Annotated in this window: 17 protein-coding genes; 16 read left to right on the top strand and 1 reads right to left on the bottom strand. The window is 63.4% G+C overall.

The window, feature by feature from the left end:
• The 16 genes from CVN68_RS22280 (at nt 1) to CVN68_RS22205 (ending at nt 17,569) form a co-directional block, all read left to right on the top strand.
• Nucleotides 1-1,326, top strand: a complete 1,326-nt coding sequence (locus CVN68_RS22280; RefSeq protein ID WP_100284631.1) for a TraB/VirB10 family protein — start codon at nt 1-3, stop codon at nt 1,324-1,326.
• Nucleotides 1,313-2,197, top strand: a complete 885-nt coding sequence (locus CVN68_RS22275) for a DsbC family protein (protein ID WP_100284630.1) — start codon at nt 1,313-1,315, stop codon at nt 2,195-2,197. The genes CVN68_RS22280 and CVN68_RS22275 overlap by 14 nt, the downstream gene beginning before the upstream one ends.
• On the top strand, nt 2,194-3,183 hold the full coding sequence (gene traV / locus CVN68_RS22270) for a type IV conjugative transfer system lipoprotein TraV (protein ID WP_233503755.1): 990 nt from the start codon (nt 2,194-2,196) through the stop codon (nt 3,181-3,183). Before CVN68_RS22275 ends, traV begins: the two co-directional genes overlap by 4 nt.
• Before the next feature lies 1 nt (nt 3,184).
• Nucleotides 3,185-5,776: a type IV secretion system protein TraC gene (gene traC, locus CVN68_RS22265; protein WP_100284629.1), complete on the top strand. Its 2,592-nt coding sequence runs from the start codon at nt 3,185-3,187 to the stop codon at nt 5,774-5,776.
• Between the two features lie 4 nt (nt 5,777-5,780).
• Complete coding sequence (locus CVN68_RS22260) at nt 5,781-6,140, top strand: hypothetical protein (protein ID WP_100284628.1); 360 nt, start codon at nt 5,781-5,783, stop codon at nt 6,138-6,140.
• Nucleotides 6,133-6,810, top strand: coding sequence for a TrbI F-type domain-containing protein (locus tag CVN68_RS22255; protein WP_100284627.1), 678 nt, complete (start codon nt 6,133-6,135; stop codon nt 6,808-6,810). The genes CVN68_RS22260 and CVN68_RS22255 overlap by 8 nt, the downstream gene beginning before the upstream one ends.
• Nucleotides 6,791-7,327 (top strand): S26 family signal peptidase, encoded by a 537-nt coding sequence (locus CVN68_RS22250; RefSeq protein WP_100284626.1) that lies wholly within the window; start codon nt 6,791-6,793, stop codon nt 7,325-7,327. Before CVN68_RS22255 ends, CVN68_RS22250 begins: the two co-directional genes overlap by 20 nt.
• Nucleotides 7,324-7,980, top strand: coding sequence for a type-F conjugative transfer system protein TraW (gene traW, locus CVN68_RS22245; protein WP_100284625.1), 657 nt, complete (start codon nt 7,324-7,326; stop codon nt 7,978-7,980). The genes CVN68_RS22250 and traW overlap by 4 nt, the downstream gene beginning before the upstream one ends.
• On the top strand, nt 7,980-8,246 hold the full coding sequence (locus CVN68_RS22240; protein WP_100284624.1) for a hypothetical protein: 267 nt from the start codon (nt 7,980-7,982) through the stop codon (nt 8,244-8,246). Before traW ends, CVN68_RS22240 begins: the two co-directional genes overlap by 1 nt.
• 2 nt (nt 8,247-8,248) lie before the next feature.
• Nucleotides 8,249-9,265 (top strand): conjugal transfer pilus assembly protein TraU, encoded by a 1,017-nt coding sequence (gene traU / locus CVN68_RS22235; protein WP_100284623.1) that lies wholly within the window; start codon nt 8,249-8,251, stop codon nt 9,263-9,265.
• Nucleotides 9,266-9,275: 10 nt separating this feature from the next.
• Nucleotides 9,276-10,019 carry a type-F conjugative transfer system pilin assembly protein TrbC gene (trbC, locus tag CVN68_RS22230; protein WP_100284622.1) on the top strand — a complete coding sequence of 248 codons (744 nt, stop codon included), beginning with the start codon at nt 9,276-9,278 and terminating at the stop codon, nt 10,017-10,019.
• Nucleotides 10,016-11,848: a conjugal transfer protein TraN gene (locus CVN68_RS22225; RefSeq protein ID WP_100284621.1), complete on the top strand. Its 1,833-nt coding sequence runs from the start codon at nt 10,016-10,018 to the stop codon at nt 11,846-11,848. Before trbC ends, CVN68_RS22225 begins: the two co-directional genes overlap by 4 nt.
• Before the next feature lie 40 nt (nt 11,849-11,888).
• Nucleotides 11,889-12,221: a hypothetical protein gene (locus tag CVN68_RS22220; protein ID WP_100284620.1), complete on the top strand. Its 333-nt coding sequence runs from the start codon at nt 11,889-11,891 to the stop codon at nt 12,219-12,221.
• A gap of 230 nt (nt 12,222-12,451) precedes the next feature.
• Nucleotides 12,452-13,255, top strand: a complete 804-nt coding sequence (locus CVN68_RS22215) for a conjugal transfer protein TraF (protein ID WP_100284619.1) — start codon at nt 12,452-12,454, stop codon at nt 13,253-13,255.
• A 65-nt stretch (nt 13,256-13,320) separates the two neighbouring features.
• Complete coding sequence (locus CVN68_RS22210) at nt 13,321-14,721, top strand: conjugal transfer protein TraH (protein WP_100284739.1); 1,401 nt, start codon at nt 13,321-13,323, stop codon at nt 14,719-14,721.
• 22 nt (nt 14,722-14,743) lie between these two features.
• Nucleotides 14,744-17,569, top strand: a complete 2,826-nt coding sequence (locus tag CVN68_RS22205; protein ID WP_100284618.1) for a conjugal transfer protein TraG N-terminal domain-containing protein — start codon at nt 14,744-14,746, stop codon at nt 17,567-17,569.
• Nucleotides 17,570-17,575: 6 nt separating this feature from the next.
• Here the strand turns inward: CVN68_RS22205 and CVN68_RS22200 are convergent, their stop codons facing one another.
• Nucleotides 17,576-17,776: a hypothetical protein gene (locus CVN68_RS22200; protein WP_100284617.1), complete on the bottom strand. Its 201-nt coding sequence runs from the start codon at nt 17,774-17,776 to the stop codon at nt 17,576-17,578.
• Nucleotides 17,777-17,935: the final 159 nt, after the last annotated feature.

Raw genomic sequence — 17,935 nt, 5'->3', positions numbered from 1 at the left:
ATGGCCTTGGCCGATTTTCTCAAGCGCAAGCGCCCGCCGTTGGACGGCGCGGGCGAGGACGGGGTCTCCCCGGTCTCGAGCGATCTCACCGCGAACGAAAGCGTGCGCAAAAAGCAGCGGCTGCTGCTCGCCGGCGTCGCCGGGGTCGGACTAGTCGCTTCGTCATTCTGGATCTTCGGAGATGATGGCAGCGAGTCCGGGCCGACGGGGGATGAGGCTGCCAAGGTCGAAGTGTCGACCAAGGACATGGTCAACAAGAACCTCAATCAACAGGAGTGGATGGCGCTCTCCGAAAACCAGATGCAGTCGGTCGAAAACCAGCTGAAATCTGTCAACGGGCAGCAGCAGCGCGTGGACCAGCTCGCTCAGCAGATCGAACTTCTCAAGGGCCAGAACCAGGCAATGCAGGCCGATGGCGCGCGGGTGCTGTCGGCGTACCAGCAGGAAAACGATCAGCTCCGCCGCGAGGTGGCGACCAGCCGAGCAGCGCCGCCCCCACCGCCGGGTCCGGCCGCGATGTACGGGCCTGGGGGCACCCAGTCTTACCAGCGGCCCGACGCGGCGCCGGGCGCGCGAGCGCTTCCGATCAGCACCGGTGCGGAGGTCAAGATGGTCAGCTTCCAGACCGCTGACAGTGGGACCGCGACCCGGGTTGCCAAAGGAACCACCACCTATAGCGACAGCATCAATTATCTGCCGCCGAACAGTTTCGCGAGCGCCAAGGTCATCGTCGGCGTCGACGCGAGCGCCGGGGTTAACAGCCAGACCGATCCGCTGCCGGTGGTGCTTCGCGTCACCGGGCCGGCCCGATCGGTTTACCAGAATGGCCGACTGCTCACGACCAAGATCGAAGGCTGCCTGATCAACGGCGCGGCGCGCGGGGATCTCTCCAGCGAGAAGGTCTACGTCAAGCTCCAGAAGATGACCTGTCCGCAGCCGGGCGGCCGCTACGCTGTATCGGAGGTCAAGGGCTTCATCGCCTTCGGCGGAAAGACCGGTGTACGTGGCCGCGTGGTGAGCCGCGAAGGATCGCTCGCGATGCAGGCGTTCCTGGCTGGCCTGGTCAGTGGCGGCGGTAACGCACTCAACACCGCTTTTAATCAGCCGCTCGCCACCATCACAGACAATGGGGAAGGGGGCCTCAACCGGACCCCCAATTTCGGCAGTGTCGGCTTGCGCGCACTCGGTGGAGGCGCCGCCGAGTCCGGCAAGGACGTCTCGAAATATCTGATCGAGCGCGCCGAGCAATATCAGCCTGTGATCGAAATGCCGACCGGCATCGACGTTGAAATCGTCTTCCTGGAGGGTGTGTATGTCCGCAATTGAGAAATTGCGGGGGCTCGGTGCCCTCGCGCGTTCCGCTCCGGCGGCTATTGCCATTGGCGCGGTCGGCATCGCCAGCATCGCTCTGGCCGCCGATGTCGCACAGACCGATGAGACCCAGGTAACCGGGTTGCTGAAGACCCGCCTGCCGAAGACGCAACTCACCAAGGTAGACTGCAAGAAGGTCGATGGCTTGTGCGAGGTCACCGCCGGGGAGAACCTGTTCTACGTCAATCACGGCGCGCGCTATCTCATCATCGGCCGCGTTTACGACATGGAGACGCGCCAGGACCTCACCGCAGCGCGGCTCCTCGAGATCAACCCCGACATGCTGGTGGGCGGTGCCGCCAAGGCCAACGCCGCCGCGGCCGAGGCGCCGGATGAGGCTGCGCCAGAGGTGTCGGCAGCGAAGGGTGGCGTCGGCAGAACCACTTTGCCGGTGCGCCCAGTGGCGCTCAACCTGGCAAGCCTGCCCTCGGATGGCGCGATCGTCTGGGGCAATCGCGCGGCCAAGCAGACCGTCACTGTATTTACAGACTTCCGCTGCGGCTATTGCCGCGCCCTCACTAACGTCCTTCGCAGCATGGACGTGCGGGTCGTCGAACGTCCGATTTCGGTTCTCGGCAGCCGGGACATCGCTGACAGGGTCTATTGCTCGAAAAACCAGGAGCAGGCGTTGCACGCCGCCTATGCAGGCGAGCCGTTCAAGGCGCCGGGTTCGTGCGACACCAAGGGGCTCGATGCGAATGAGAAGTTCGCACAGAAGCATGGCCTAAGCGGAACGCCCGTCATCGTACGAAGCGACGGCGCGATGCTCGAGGGTTATCGGCCCAAGGAGTTCCTGGAAGCCTGGCTCAAGGGAGCCAAGTCGTGAGCGGCCGGTTTATGCGATCGGCGACAGCCCGGGCGATCATGGGCACTGCGGCGATGGCAGTGCTAAACGGCTGCGCCACCTTCGGCAGCAATGTGAAGGGCAGTTTCTCCTGCGTCGCGCCAGACGGCATCTGCGCGCCCTCGTCGTCGATCGACGATCGTGCGCTGGCCATGATCGCGGGAGAAAGTGGTGCAGGCGATATGTCGCCGGCCGGCCCCTACATGGAATCGAGGCCGAGGTCGCAGGCGGCGCGCACGGCCGCTGCGGGTCAGCGCCTGCCGATCGGTCAGCCGGACCCGCGGCGCACCCAGGAGCGCGTGCTCCGGATCGTGTTCCAGCCCTATATCGATGGGCAGGGCCGGCTGCACGAGGCAAGCGCCATCCACGCCGTCGTCCAGACCGGCGAGTGGCAACAGCAGGCACTGATGTCTGCAAGCGTCATCCCCGATCGTAATGCCAGGGCGATAGTGCCCGCCCCGGAATCACTTGCCGAAGTCGTCGATCGTGCCGATCCGGCAATTGCCGATGTGGCGGCTATCGATCCTGACCTGCCAGATCCCGCCGCGATCGCAGCTGCCCGCGCGCGCGCGGCTGATCCGGTGGGAGCGATCAAATCCGAGGTTGCGGCCCGTCTAGCCCCCAAGACGGGTCGCACGCCCGCACCGCAGGCGCCCGCGGTCCAGTCGAGAACGACGGCGCGCAGCGTCGAGGGTGCACCGGCCACGCCTTCCGCCGCGAGTGGCAAGGACCCCGGTCCGCGTCCAAACGCCGCCACCGTTGTCGCCACACCTCAGCCCAAGATCACGGCCGGGCAGGAGGCTGCGGCCAGTGTGAAAGCGAGTCCCGCATATCGGGCAGGCGCGACCCGGGCGGAGGAGGGCGGGCGCGCTGCCGCCGCGACGGCCGCGCTCCCCGATGCGAAGTCCGCCGTCGAACCGACCGTACGAGCGGCCGGTTTCCCTGCCGCCGTGCCGGAGGACAACTGACATGGCGAAGGCATTTTTCGACGATCTGCTAGCTGGCGTGTTCGGCGACAGTAAGAGGCCGGACACGCAGCGGCCGGACCTGGCGGTCCCGATGCTTGCCCACTGGCTTCCCTACCGCAGCTACGACCCGAAGACCGGCATCTTCTATAACAGCGCGTCGCGCGGCTTCGTCATCGAAGCGGCGCCGCTGGTCGGGGCGGATGAGCGCACGGGTGAAATCTTAGCGCAGTTCCTCTCGGAAGGGATACCAGCACCCGGCTGCCTCCAGTTCCACCAGTGGATGTCGCCGCGCATCGGTGAGCGTCTGTCGAAATGGTATCTGCCCCGCTACTCGGCACGCGGCGTCTACGAACGCATGGCGAAGCACCGCGTCGATTTTCTAACGGACGGTGTGTGGGAGTCGCTTTCGGCCGACGCGCCATTCTGTCTGCGCAATCACCGCGTCGGCATCTCCTATTCGACCCCGGAATCCTCGAGCGTGTCGATCGAGCAGATCGTCTCGGTGATGGAGTCGCTGATTTCCTCGCTGGCGTCGATCAACGTCGCTGCCCGCAAGATGGACCCGGTCGCGCTGATCGGCTGGATCGACGACATCACCTCACCAACGACGGCGGCGGGTGATGACGCCGTCAGTTATAACCCACTCGACCCGATCGCCGACCAGGCCATTCGCCGCGACATCGAGCTCCAGGTCGAGCCCGACCGGATGCTGCTGCGCACCGAGCGTTTCCGGCCGACCGGCAAGACGGTCAAAGGCGCGCCGGAGATTGGCGAGATTTACCCCGACGTGTTCGACGTCCGGTCGTTCTCGGTGCGCAACCTGCCGACGCGCTGGGCGCCCTGGGACATGGCGCGCCTGATCGGCGACATGTTCACCGACAAGCTGCGCATGCCGTGTCCGGTGGCGACCAACCTCTGCATCGATTTCCCCGACGCCCAGGCCTCGACCAACAAGGCCAGCTACAAATTCATGCGGACGACGAGCCTCGCGGATTCCAAGTCATCCAAGTTTCTGCCGCAGCTGCGGGATCAGTCCCAGGAATGGCGCTACGTCAATGAGGAGATCCGGCAGGGCCGAAAGCTCGTCCGCGTATTCTTCAGCGCCACCGCCTTCTCGCCCAAGGGCAAGGGCGACAGCAACGAACGCGTGCTCAAATCGGTCTACCGGGCCGCGGGCTGGGACCTGCTCGACGATCGTTACCTGCAGGTCATGGGTCTGCTGTGCGCGATGCCGATGACGATGGCCAATGGCCTCTCGAAGGATCTCGAGCGCATGAAGCGGATGCGTACGCTGCTCACCACGACGGCGGCGAACCTGGCGCCGTTGCAGGGCGAGTATCTTGGCGGATCAGTGCCGCACCTTCTCCTGATCGGGCGGCGGGGCCAGCCCTTCTTCTGGAGCCCTTTCGAAAACGCCGCGGGCAATCACAATGTCGCGGTGTTCGGCAAATCCGGTTCGGGCAAGTCGGTGGCGCTCCAGGAATTGTGCGGCTCGCTCTGCGGCGCGGGCGCGAAGGTCGTGGTGATCGACGATGGCCGCTCCTTCGAACATTCGGCCAAACTTCAGGGGGGCGCTTTTGTCGAGTTCACGATGAGCTCGGGCTTCTGTCTCAACCCCTTTTCGATGATCGACCAGGCCCAAGCTGCCGAAGACGAGGATTATCTCCTCGACTGCATGGCCATGCTGAAGGCGATCATCAACCAGATGGCACGGCATATCAATGTGCTCGACGACACCGAGCGCGGCTTGATCGACGGCGCGGTCAACCAGGTGTGGGCCCAGCATGGCAGCCGCGGCTCGATCGACCTTGTTATCGAGGCGCTCGACGCCACCGGCAATGGGATCGCCTCCAACCTGGGGATCGCGATGCGGCCATTCTCGTCCGCCGGCACTTACGGCCGCTTTTTCCAGGGCGAGGTGTCGTTTGAGCTGAAGGCCCAGCTCACCGTATTCGAGCTGTCCGACCTCTCGGCGCGCGAAGAGCTGCGCGGCGTCGTTCTCACCGCGATTATGTTCATGTCGCAGCAGATGATGCGCAAACTCGATCGCTCGATCCCCAAGGCGCTGCTGCTCGATGAGGCGTGGCAGATGTTGCGCGGCGGCGCGATGGCCGACTTCATCGAGACCTATGCGCGCACCTGCCGGAAATACGGGGCGTCGCTAGTGACCGCAACCCAGTCGCTCAACGACTATTACAAGTCGGCCGGCTCGATCGCGGCGCTGGAAAACTCCGACTGGTTCGTGATCCTGCAGCAGAAGCCGGAGACGATCGCGGACTTCAAGAAACACGACCGTTTCGAGATGGACGATTATACCGACGCCCTCCTGCGCTCGCTCAAGCGCAACGGCTTCGAATATTCGGACATCATGATCAAAGGCCCGGACACGCTCGCTGTCGGGCGCCTGGTGCTCGATCCCTACTCGGCAGCTTTGTTCTCCTCCAGCCCAAAGACCTTCGCGGCAATCGACGCGCTGATCGCCGAAGGCATGAGCATGGATGAAGCGATCGAGCGGATCGCCTTCCCCAACAATCCGGAAAAATGGGTCAGCAATCTCGCCCCGGTGGACGAGATCGCGATCGCTGCGGAGTAGCAAAATGGCAACCAACATCAGCAAGCCGGGAAGGGTCGGTACGGGCGGGGCGAGGCGATCGGAATGGCGTTCAATCGCCAATTTTACGCTGCACGGTCTGGGCTTCGTCGGCTCGACACTCCTGATGACCTGGGGGTTGTTCTTCCTCTTCTTCCTCGCCCTTGGCGGCTTTTCGTTCGACGGCTTCATCCATCAACTCAACAATCTGACCAGTCGCTACGTCGTGGCGGACGCGGCGCGCACCGGCGCATTCCTCAACATGTTCGCCATCGCCCACATGATCCTGTCCGCTGCGATCATCACTTTCCGCCGCGACAGGATCCTCCCCGAGCGCAAATCCGAAGGAGAGCGTCATCATGGCTGAACAGCCCGAACTCGATCTTCCGCCGGTTCCGGCGCCCATGCCACGCGACATGACCGCCGTGCGCAAAGCAGGGTTCGGTGGATTTAGCCGGCAGCAGATTCTGATCGGAGTGTTGGTCCTGGCTCTGACCATCTGGGCGATGTGGGTCACGCGGGCCCTGACAGTTCCCAGGGAAGAACATATCGTTTCGGCTCGCCTGTCTGCGTTGGTCGGCGACTATGTCGAGGCGCAGCGCTTCTCGGGCTCGCCCCCTGAGCGTGTGCAGGCCGAGATGCGGGCGTTCATGGCGTCGCTCGACAAGGAGCTCCAAAGGCGCAGCGCCTCCGGTCAGGTCGTGCTGGTCGGCGAAGCGGTCCTGACCAAGAACGTGCCGGACATCACCGACAGCCTGAAAACGGCAGTGTTCGCGGCGGGCGTGCCCGTCCCCAAGCGCGCGTCCGTCGAGGAACTCCAGCGCCTGCAGGAGCTGTCGAGCGCGCAGGCCGCGATTGCCGCTCGCCAGCCGCAGCCTTCCTCACCGCAGGGGCCGATCGACCCCATGGGGGCCGCCTCCGCCCTCCCGCTGCAGCCGGAGGGGCCAGCTGGCGTGCCGTCGCAGCGGACTGCTCCGATGGGGCCTGGCGCGTCGGTCGCAACCTTTGGAGGACCCGATGGCAACGGTCGTCAGTGAGCAAGGCCTTGAGCGCTGGCGTCCGCGCAAGCGGCTGTGGCTCCTTCTTGGGGTCACTATTATCGGGTCCGTCGGGTTCGGGGCGATTGCAAGCTGGCGCGACAGCCATGTGTTGCTGATCAACGCATCAGATTCGCTTCCCAATTGGGCGTTCCTGATCCGTCGTCATCAGCTTCCCGCTCGCGGTGACTATGTCTTCTTCGATCCACCGCGCAGCGCGCTGCTGCGCCGCCACTTCGGGGCAAAACCCCAGATGTTCGGCAAAATCGTCTACGGCATGCCCGGCGACCGGGTGGCGCATGACGGCTCGGCCGTTAGGATCAACGGTGCGCCAGTCGGCCGGCTAAAGCCACGGACCAGAACGGGCGAGCCACTGACGCCGGGGGCGGTCGGAGCTATCCCTGCCGGTTGCTATTATGCCGGGTCTCCGCACCCGGACAGTTTCGACAGCCGCTATGCCGAGATCGGATTTGTCTGCGGTCGCCAGCTTATCGGCGTCGGGGAGCCGGTGTTATGAAGCGGATCCTCGCCGGGACCGCGGGCGGCCTGCTTCTGGGAGTCGCCGTTTTCGTCGCCGGTCCGATGCGGACGGAAGCCCGCGACTATGGCCAGACGGGTCAGGCGTTCCCGGTCATCGAGCCTGACCTGCTTTCCACGATCGAGGCTCGGCTCAAGCGCGCCGAAGCGAGCGGTGAACTCGCGCGCACCAACGAGATGTTCGCCAAGCGTGTGGAGGCGAAGGTTCGCCGTCCGACGCCCGTGGCCGGCATCACGCCTGCAATCGCCGCGCGAGAGTGGGACTATGATCCCGCTGTCCGGCTCGAGCGCGATATTAACGACCATAAAGGCAATCTGATTGCGTCTGCGGGGCAGACCATCAACCCGCTCGACTTCGTTGCGGTTAAGCAGGCGCTCGTATTTATTGACGGCGACGATGCCGGCCAGATGGCCTGGGCGACCAGTCGTTTCACTGACCTCAACGCCAAGATCATCTTCGTCAGCGGGTCGCCGCTTGAGGAGATGACGAACCGGAAGCGACGCTTCTACTTCGATCAGGAGGGCAAACTGACCTCCCGGTTCGGCATCGAACATACGCCGGCGGTGGTTCGCCAGACCGGCCGGGTCATGCGGGTGACCGAGCAGGTGCTGCGTCCGGGAAAGGCAAGCTGATGCCCCTCTGGCTCGACTTGCTGCGCACGCCGATGGCAGCGCCCGAGACACCGTCGCTTCGCCGGCTGCGGCTGACCTGGCAGGTCTTGTGCCTGTCATCCGCGCTGGTGGTGGGGCTGTTTACGCCGTTCCATCGTGCAGTCGGCCGCCTCGCGCCGCTGGCGGCAGCGATGCTCCTCTTCATAACGGTCACCTGGACGGCGTTCTACCTCGTTCGGAAACACCGCGCGGACACCGCCTTTCTCGACGCCGGAGGGAGCGCCTAGTGATGCGTACGCTGCGATACTCATTCGGGGGCCTGCTGATCCTGGTATTGGCCTTTGCCCTCTCGCCAAAAGCCGAGGCGGCGCCGACATGCCATGGCAAGTTCGTCAATCCGATTACGGACGTCTGCTGGTCGTGCCTGTTTCCACTCTCGGTCGGGGGCCTGAAGATTTGGCCGAGCAACCGGCCGGACCCCAGCAATCCTCCGTCGCCGATCTGCGCCTGCGCCGACCCGCTGCCACGCATCGGCATTTCGGTCGGGTTCTGGGAGCCGGCGCGCCTTGCCGACGTGACGATGAAGCCGTGGTGCTTCCCCAATCTCGGCGGCATCCGGATCGCGCCGGGCTTCGATATCGGTCAGGGCTACCTGGCCGGCCCGTCGATGGTCGGCGGCCGCTCGCAAAGCACCGCCAAGTGGCATGTCCACTGGTACGTCTACCCACTGCTTTACTGGATGGAGATCCTGACGGACTTTGTCTGCTTTGAGCAGGCGTCGTTCGACATCGCCTATATGACCGAGGTCGATCCGCTTTGGCAGGATGACTCGCTCGCCGCGTTGATCAATCCAGAAGCGATCGTCTTTGCCAATCCGATCGCGCAGGCGGCCTGCGCGGGCGATTGCATCGCCAGCACCGTAGGCCTGCCGCTCGATCCGCTCTTCTGGTGCGCGGGCTGCCAAGGCCCGATGTATCCGCTCAACGGCAACATCCCGGCATCGATTGGGCATGTCCAATCCTCGCGGCTCGCGCTGTCGCGCTTCGCGTTCAAGATGCATCGCGAGGCGCTCGCCTGGGGCACGATGGGATCTGCGGGGCTCTGCAAGAAGTACCTCATGCCGATCATGCGGAAGCAGCAATACCGCTTCCAGATGGTCAATCCGATCCCGACTGTGAGTGGCCGCTTTGCCTGCTCCGCGATCGGGGCCTCCACCATGCCGCCCGACGCGGGGCGTGCCTATCCCGCCGGCGGCGAGGACATGGGCTACCTCGTCTGGCGCAAGCGCAACTGCTGCGTGCTCTAGGGGATTTGCGATGCGCCTTCTCACCATGGGCATCCTGGCCCTTGTCGGAACGGCCACTATCTCGGCGGTCCTCGCGCAGACCGTCGACGGCGTCGATGTCCAGGCCGTAAAAAAACGCGCGGCCGATCTCGCGGCCGATGCGCAGGCGTTTGTCGAGCAGGTGAAGGATCGCGGCGACCAATTCCGCCAAGAGGCGGTGACCATCCGCGAAGCCGGCACCGAAAATATGCGACGCGTTGCCTCGACCGACCTTCCCAAGGGTCCCGCGGGCGCCGTGGATTTCGACGAGATCGTGCAGGGGGCGGCGAAAAACGTCAGCGGGCGGAGCGGGGAAGCGCCGCAGTTCATCGCCTTTGCCAGCCTGTCGATGCCCGATGCCGCGCTCAAGCAGATGGTCCGCGATACGGCCAGCGCTGGCGGGGTGGTCGTGTTTCGAGGCTTCCCCAATAATTCGGCAAAGGAGTTTGTCGCGCGGATCAGCAAGGTGGTCGAACAGGGTCAGTTCGCCAGCATCGGCATCGATCCGCGGCTTTTCCGCGCCTTCGATGTTCAGGCGGTGCCGACCTATGTGACCGTTTCTTCGGATTTCGATCTGTGCGCTGGCTTCTCGTGCACAACGAAGCTGCCGCCCTTTGATCGCATGGTTGGCAACGTGACCGTCGACTATGCGCTCTCCACCTTCGCCGGCGGGAACGGTCCAGGTGCACGGGTGGCAGGTGTTGCGCTTTCGAACATGAAGCGCGCGCGCCCGTGATCGCGCGCCGTTTCATCTCTGGCCTGTGCGCCGTGCTGATCGTCGCCGAACCAGTGGCGGCGCAGCAGATGACCATCGAGCAAGCGCGCGCCGAGGGCAAGGCGATGGCGCAGGACAAGCGCAACGACAGCTCGTTGGTGCCGTCGAGCGACGCCCAGGCGCAGGCGGTGCCAGGGTACACGGGGCCCAGCCAGCCTCAGACCACCTATTTCGACGATCCTGACAAGCTGGTCGCCGATGCGCAGGCCATGAAATCCACCGATCAGAGCTACCGCGTGGCGACCGACGCGGATCGGACGCGCCCCACCTTCACCAACGCCGAAATTTTGGCGACGACCAACCGCGCGACGACGGTTGAGAACGATCCGACCGCCTATCTCGACGGGCAGAATATCTCCTCGGGATCCGGAACCTGCACGCCGCTGCCCCCGGGCAGCGGGACGGAAGGCTATTACGAGGCAAGCTGCAACAGCGGGACCAAGGTCGATGAGAGCACGGCAGTCTGCAGGACGCCCCTGATTGTCGACGTCACGCCTGGCACGACGAAATATATCTACACCTGCGAGAACTGGTCGAGGTCGGCCGCGCAAGGCGGTGACAATCGAAACCAGCGCTGCGTCCCTGCCTTCAACGCGCCGGTCCAGGCCGGTGTGTGCCGTGAGCGTTCACGGGAGACGGTGCGCTATGATGTCTGCCGCCAGGGCAATCCGCGCTTCTGCACCGAGCCCGACGTCGAAGAGGGTGAGGTCATCACCTATGAATGCGACAGCGCCGCCGTCGCCAGGCCCTACAGCGAGGAGACGGTCGGGCAGCTCGTCAACGAGCGCCGCGACGAGAGCATGTGCAACGCGGCGACCGCCGCGCAAACCTGCGAACTTGCCTCTGAGACCTGTGTGGACCCGGAGCCCACCACCCGGACGATAAATGGCGTCGCTGTAACCCGCGCGTGCTGGAACTGGGAGCGTAGCTATAGCTGCCACCAGTTCAGTCAGGCCAATGACTGCTCGGATCTCGAGAACAACCGGCAGTGCAGCTATCTGCGCGACGAATGCCTCGATGATCCGCAGAGCGGACCGTGCAAGGTTTCCGAGAAGATATACAAATGCCCGACCCCGAGCAGCACCGCGCCGGGCGATCAGCAGTATATCTGCGGGAACGACGTCTACTGCATCAACGGAGACTGCGAACCGATCGTCCGTGAAGCCTCAACAGAGTTCAGGGACGCACTGGTTGGGCTCCATGCGTTGGATCAGGCGGGCAAGGAGTTCAACGAAGCTGATCTCAGGGTTTTCAGCGGCAAGCGCGAGACCTGCCACAAGCCGGTCTTCGGCCTAATAAATTGTTGCGCTGGCAAGGTCTCCGGTGCGGTGCCCGTGGCGGCCGGCGCTGCGGCACTGGCCGGTGGCCCAGCCGCCATAGCTGCCTTCGCAACCCCATTTCTCGTGCTGTTCGCCTGCTCCCAGGACGAGATGAAGCTCGATATCAGGGACCGGATGGGCTTCTGCCACAATGTCGGCACCTACTGCTCTTCGAGCTTCCTCGGGATCTGCAAGACCAAGCGGACTGCCTTTTGTTGTTTCGAGAGCAAGCTGTCGCGGGTCCTTCAGGAGCAGGGTCGCGTGCAGCTGAACAAGCCGTGGGCCAGCGCCAAGAAGGAGCAGTGCCAAGGCTTCACAATCGATGAGTTCGCGTCACTCGACCTGTCCGTGATGGATTTCACCGAGGTTTATGCTGACTTCATGGACGCAGCGAAGCTGCCCGACGAGGTCCAGACGATGTCCGACATCCAGGACAAGATTCAGGCTTATTATGATCTCCACGGCAAGTAATCTTCTTGGCTCAGGCGACGGTCCCCCATGCGATTGGGCGATGACGGTCTTCGAGTTGGCGATCTTCCTCGCCACCTATCGCGCGATAAAGCCTATCGGCACCGATGTCTTGGCCGAGCGACTGGGCGGTTGGTTCGAATGCCGTGTAGCGCCCGATGAAGTGAAGGCCGCCACGGCCAACATGGTCAACCGAGGCTGGTTAAGCGCGGTCGGCGGCGGCCTGTCGGCGGCTGAGGAGGGCCGCCGTGTCACCGGTGCCTTGATGAACGGTGTCATCCGGATGCTCGACCAGGGCACGCGCCTGATCGACGTCGCGCTGATGATGTCAGTGCTTAGGCTAACGAAAGGGGAGCTGGACAATGGTCCTCTTTGAAGCGTCCACCATCCTGGCGCTCCTGTTGCTCCAGACGGTCCCGGCGCCACCTGCCACCCCAGCGAGCCCCGGCTGCGCCCGGTCGCGCGTCCCAAATGGGTTCGACTGCTGTCTGCACCTAACGTTCAGATCGAGCGCTAACCCCTCCCTCCTCACCCAACCTCCCTCCGCGCAACCTCAAGTCGATGACGAAAGGACGATAGAAGATGACCCGAAACGCTAGGCTTTCGATGCTTCTGCTGGCCCTGTCACCGCTCGGGGCAGCCGCGCCCGCCCGTGCTCAGGAGACGACTGCTGCCCGAGACGCGATTGAGCAGGACCTGCCGGACGAGTTCTATTGCGGCGAGCGCAAGCTCGGGCAGTGGTTCTATTGTACTCGTCCGAAGCCCCCTGGAAGCACTGCGAACGCGGCACCTGCGCCGGAGACGAGCGCTGCCCAGCGGGTGGCCGCGATCACCAAGCAGCTGGACGAGCTGAAAGCGCGCGCGATCCTCGAACCGACCGAGGCGAACGTCATCGCCTATGTGCGGTTCCAGCGCGAACAGCTCGACCGGGCATCGACCTTTTCCGACACCTGGCAACGCGCCCTCTGGCAGAACCCGGACCTCGACTACACGCTGCAGCGGCCGGTCTCTACGGTCGGCAAGCGCCTGTGGCTCGACAACCGCAAGGCGGATCGCGACGCGGTGCTTACGAGCCTCGGGCAGCGCTACGGGCTGTTCTACTTCTATGCGCAAAGCTGTGGCGCCTGCGAGGTGTTCGCGCCGATCCTGCGCTCGGTGACCGATAGTCACCGCATGTCGGTGATGGCGGTGTCGATGGATGGCGGACCTAGTCGCGACTTCCCGAACTATGTCGTCGATTCCGGCCAGCGCTCCCGGATGGGAGTCCCGGGCAACGAGACGCCGGCACTCGTTCTTTTCGACACCCAGACCAAGCGGACGATCCCCGTCGGATATGGCGTGCTCAGCGCCGACGAGATCATGGATCGGATCTTCATGCTGACCAACACCAAGGTGGGGAGCGACTACTGATGGGACCGCAAGCAGGGAGGGGGAGGGTTCGCGCTTTCCGCCGCAGAGCCGCAGCGTGGCTTGGGCTGATCGCCGCCTCGCATTTCGCGCTGGTCGGCGTCGCCCACGCCGACGTCGCGGGCCAAATGAACAGCTTCTTCAACGATGCAGGGGGCGCCGCGAATGTCACGGGCCCGACCGCGTTCCAGGGTCAGTCGGCCGGCTATTACTCACTCGGCAATGTGTGGACCCGCTTCCCGCAGAAGAGCGTCTCGCCTTTCAATCTGCAGCTCCCAAGCGCCCGCGCCGGTTGCGGCGGCATCGACCTTTTCAGCGGCAGCTTTTCGTTCATCAACGCGTCGGAAATCGTCGCGATGCTGAAGGCGACCGCCAACAACGCGCTCGGTTTCGCTTTCAAGCTGGCGATCGATTCCGTCTCGCCTGAGATTGGGAAGGTGATGGATGAGTTCAGCCAGAAGGCGCAGCTCCTCAACCAGATGAACATCTCGAGCTGCGAAACCGCGCAGGCCTTGGTCGGCGGTATCTGGCCGCAAATGGAAACGACACGCTCCACGATCTGCGAAGCCGTCGGCAACAGCCAGGGCGTCTTCTCGGACTGGGCGGCATCGCGCCAGGGCTGCAACAATGGCAACAAGCGCGATGCCACGATCGCCGGCAACACCGATGGCAACATGAAGGACCAGCTCGTCGGCGAGCCGCATAATTACACCTGGGAGGCGCTCAAGAAGTCCGCGAAGTTCGGCGCCTTCGATCAGTCGTTCTCCGAGTATGTCATGACGTTGGTGGGTACCGTGGTGACGACGCCCTCGACCGACCCAACAGTGGGCGGGAAGGTCGTCATGTTCGGCCCGGCCGAGGAGGCGGTCGTGACCGCGCTGCTGGATGGGACGGCGGATGCGCCGGCCGTAAAGATGCTCAAGTGCAACGACGCGGACTGTTACGATGTCGGGGAGCAGACCCTGACCGTGCCGGCATCGGCTGCGTTGCGGCCGCGCATAGCTGGCATGATCAAGACGATGAGTGGCAAGATCCGAACGGACACGGCGCTCGATGCGGCCGAGAAGCAGCTTCTCAACATCGCCACGGTGCCCATCTACAAGATCCTCGCGGTACAGGCCTATGCGCATTACGCGCTGACCGACGGCGAGATCGAGACCCTGTCCGAGATCGTGGCGGTGGACCTGCTGGCGGCCATGTTGGACAACATGCTCGATCGCGTCGAGCAAGCCCAGACGCACTACCAGACGTTCGATCAGGCGACGGCGACGCAGTGGAAGCAGCAGATCGCTGCAACCCGGCAGAAATTCTCGCAGCGCGACGTCAAGCTCAACAACAAGCTGCAGGTGACGATGCAGATCATCAACCGCAGCATCATGCTCGAGTCCACGCTGCAGAATTCGATGACGCCCGGCATGTCGTCGGCGCTCAACTTTTCGCGCGGGTTGAACGCGCAGGGGCTCATGTAAGACGGGGTAGGGGGCTTAGGCGATGTTGGAGGTCTTCACGGTCGGCGGCGGCGAGTACCTCGTCAATACCTTCAATGCCGTCGCAGCCTGGTCTGGGGGAGGGGGCTATCGATCACTCATCCGCGTCGTGATGGTGATGGGTCTGATCTACTCCCTTCTTGTGGTCGCCTTCACCCTCAATTTCCGCGTCTGGATGAACTGGTTCCTGCAGTCGACGCTGATCTACCTGTGCCTCATGGTCCCGACGATCGACGTCAAGGTGACCGATCGGATCAACCCGTCGTTGGCTCCGGCGACGGTTGCGAACGTCCCGCTCGGGCTCGGCGTTCTCGCCAGCTTCACCACCCAGATCGGCGATTGGCTGACGCGCACCGCCGAAACCGTCTTCGTCATGCCGGCCGAGCTCAACTACACGACGAACGGCATGGTCTATGGTGCACGCTTGTTCGACGCGACACGCAATTTTGTCATTCGCGATGCCGAGTTTTCGACCAACCTGGAAGATCACTTCAAGAAGTGCCTTTTCGGCGATGTGATGCTTTATCAGAAATCGCTCACGACGCTGGCCCAATCGAAGGATCTGTGGACAGACATTGGACCTGGATCGGAAGCGCGCTCGCAGGAGTGGCTTGAGCGCCAGGGCGACGGGACGGTCAGCAGCGCGATCGTCACCTGCAGGCAAGCCTATCAGATGCTCGATGCCCAATGGGCACCGATGATCGAGGCCAACACGCCGCTCTGGGGCAAAGAGCTCTACCCCAAGCTCAGCAACACGCTGGCAGCCGACAAGCTCAAACACGATCTGCCGATCGCAAATCAGGCCTTCACAGGATCGGCGAGCGGCTACACGGATTCGATGCGCCAGAACACGGCGATCAACGCCTTCATGCAGGCTCGCAACAGCATGGCGGGGGGTTCGGGCGCGGCGACGATCGACACCTTTGCGCAGACGCGCGCCGATATTCAGGCTCGCAACACGTACAATTCGATCGCGCAGCAGGCGATGGCATGGGTGCCGATCCTCAACATCGTGTTGACCGTCGTCTTCTTCGCGATGTTCCCGGTGATCTTCCCCTTGTTCCTGATGCCACAGACCGGTCTCGGCTCGCTCAAGGGCTATGCGATGGGGTTTTTCTATCTCGCCGCGTGGGGACCGCTTTACGTGATCCTCCATATGATCTGCATGACGCGCGCGGAGGCTGCCGCGAACGGAGTGGCCAGTGGCGGCGTGACGCTCGGCACCTATGCCGGGATCGCAGCCGTCAATGGCGAGACGGCGACGATCGCGGGCTTCATGTTGATGAGCATCCCGTTTCTGGCAGCCGGTTTGGCGCGCGGTGCGATGTCGATCGCCGGTCAGGCGACCTCGATGCTGGCACCGGCTCAGAACGCAGCCGAGGCCGCAGCGCTCGAGCAGACCACCGGCAATTATTCCTATGGAAACGTGAGCTGGGCCAATGCGACGTCCAACATGCGGCAGAGTAACCAGTGGACCACTGCCGCAAGCTATATGGATGGCGCTCCGAGCATTGGCTGGCGACAGGACAATGGCGCCGTCGTCTCTGGGTTCGGGAATGGCCAGGACGTAATCGACACGGGAGGCGCTATATCGCGTCTCGGCTTCACGCCGACGATGAATACGGGCACTGTTTCAGAATGGCGCGAGATGGCGAGCCAGGCACATCGCCAAGCACAGTCGTTCGAAAATACAGCACAGGAGATCCTCACCAGCACGCACACGAACCGTAGCGCGTTTGGAACATCGACCGAGCGCAGCTCAGGCTTCGATTCTAGCAGCGGTACGGCTGCCAACACCTCGATTGAGCAGAACGATCGGCGATCATCATCGAGCAGCCAGGGCATTGATGATCGCTCGTCGACCGGGCAGAGCTTGAGCGTAACAAATGGGCACGATAGGTCGGCGCAAACATTCGACACCGTGACCGGGGGAATTTCCGCCGGCCTCGGTGGGGGCGGATCCGGAGGTGGCGGTCGGGCTGGCGCTCCCGGGACCGTCGCGAGGCTACTCGGCCGGCTCCCAGGAGTCAGTGGGAGCGTGCAGAAAAGTGGGCAGCAGCAGGACTCGCTCCGGCACGGAACCTCGGACAGTCGTTCGAGCGATAGCTCCAACACGCAGTCGAGCAGCATCCGTGACGAGCACGGCGTGTCCTCGTCCGCTTCCACGTCGGATGGCACATACGCACGCTCTGGCGAGTTCAGCCGGGCTTCAACGTCCTCGTCATCGTCCCAGGGCATCGAGGATTCTCTGGCCCGCGCGAAGTCCTACTCTGAGGCGGCACGTAAGATGGAGGAGCTGTCGCAATCGCTCTCCAGGGATGCAAGCTATGCGGAGACGCACGGCATGCAGCTCAGCGAAAACATGAGCCAGGATCTCTCGCAATGGTATCGGGCGCAGCAAGCCCTGCATCCGAACATGGATGTGCCAGAGCTCTGGTCGACTGTCCTGTCAGATCATCAGCGGGAGGTGCGCGCAGCGATGATCTCGCAGTGGGCGCAGGCGAAGCGCGACGATATCCGCCAGGAGATCAGCGCGAACCTCCGGGAGCCCGACCTAGTCGATGTCAGTCGCACCAGCGTTGGCGGGGAAGGTGATGTGCGAGCGGCATATCGGCCTCACGGGATCGACGCCATTCATGGCGACCGAGGAAAGGGCGACCCAGGGGCGGCTGCAGCAATCATTGCCGGCGGAAGAGTGGCGATCAGCGAGGATAAGGCAGTCGCTGAAGCCGGACGAGCAAGCCGCATTCAAGGCTCGGTCGACGTCCAGCAAGAGGTCGGCGAGTCCCATAACAAGGGCTTTTTCCTGGATCCGAAGTTGCGGGAATGATCTGTATCAGATCAGCAGGAAATAGGCGGCCGCCCCGAACGCTATAGCATAGGCGATCGCGTAACCGATCAAACCCGCGCGTGTGGGATTTCCAGCGGAGTCGGTCGAAAGCTCGATCGGAATCGGTTCGTCATCGACGTACTGGACGATTGGACCGCCGGGATTTGTCTGCGTGGAAGCGAACAGAGTGTAATCTAACCGGCTCATGTCGATCTCCGAACCTCCCTCAAGTACCAGATTATTGCGCTGGGCTCAAGTAGATCAGCCTCTTGAAGGCGCCTTTTGCAGCCATGCCGCTCATCCGGCTTGTCCGAAATATGCCTACACGCTTCGGACATCGAAACTTGCCATTGTCCGAAATATGCC

The organism is Sphingomonas psychrotolerans (assembly GCF_002796605.1).
Lineage (GTDB): Bacteria > Pseudomonadota > Alphaproteobacteria > Sphingomonadales > Sphingomonadaceae > Sphingomonas > Sphingomonas psychrotolerans.
This window is presented reverse-complemented; position numbering and strand designations above follow the sequence as displayed.

Excerpts from the sequence above, each read along its gene's own strand:
- CVN68_RS22280 (WP_100284631.1), top strand. The coding sequence starts at position 1 with ATGGCCTTGGCCGATTTTCTCAAGCGCAAGCGCCCGCCGTTGGACGGC.
- CVN68_RS22275 (WP_100284630.1), top strand. The coding sequence starts at position 1,313 with ATGTCCGCAATTGAGAAATTGCGGGGGCTCGGTGCCCTCGCGCGTTCC.
- traC (WP_100284629.1), top strand. The coding sequence starts at position 3,185 with ATGGCGAAGGCATTTTTCGACGATCTGCTAGCTGGCGTGTTCGGCGAC.
- CVN68_RS22260 (WP_100284628.1), top strand. The coding sequence starts at position 5,781 with ATGGCAACCAACATCAGCAAGCCGGGAAGGGTCGGTACGGGCGGGGCG.
- CVN68_RS22255 (WP_100284627.1), top strand. The coding sequence starts at position 6,133 with ATGGCTGAACAGCCCGAACTCGATCTTCCGCCGGTTCCGGCGCCCATG.
- CVN68_RS22250 (WP_100284626.1), top strand. The coding sequence starts at position 6,791 with ATGGCAACGGTCGTCAGTGAGCAAGGCCTTGAGCGCTGGCGTCCGCGC.
- traW (WP_100284625.1), top strand. The coding sequence starts at position 7,324 with ATGAAGCGGATCCTCGCCGGGACCGCGGGCGGCCTGCTTCTGGGAGTC.
- CVN68_RS22240 (WP_100284624.1), top strand. The coding sequence starts at position 7,980 with ATGCCCCTCTGGCTCGACTTGCTGCGCACGCCGATGGCAGCGCCCGAG.
- traU (WP_100284623.1), top strand. The coding sequence starts at position 8,249 with ATGCGTACGCTGCGATACTCATTCGGGGGCCTGCTGATCCTGGTATTG.
- trbC (WP_100284622.1), top strand. The coding sequence starts at position 9,276 with ATGCGCCTTCTCACCATGGGCATCCTGGCCCTTGTCGGAACGGCCACT.
- CVN68_RS22220 (WP_100284620.1), top strand. The coding sequence starts at position 11,889 with ATGACGGTCTTCGAGTTGGCGATCTTCCTCGCCACCTATCGCGCGATA.
- CVN68_RS22215 (WP_100284619.1), top strand. The coding sequence starts at position 12,452 with ATGCTTCTGCTGGCCCTGTCACCGCTCGGGGCAGCCGCGCCCGCCCGT.
- CVN68_RS22205 (WP_100284618.1), top strand. The coding sequence starts at position 14,744 with ATGTTGGAGGTCTTCACGGTCGGCGGCGGCGAGTACCTCGTCAATACC.
- CVN68_RS22200 (WP_100284617.1), bottom strand. The coding sequence starts at position 17,776 with ATGAGCCGGTTAGATTACACTCTGTTCGCTTCCACGCAGACAAATCCC.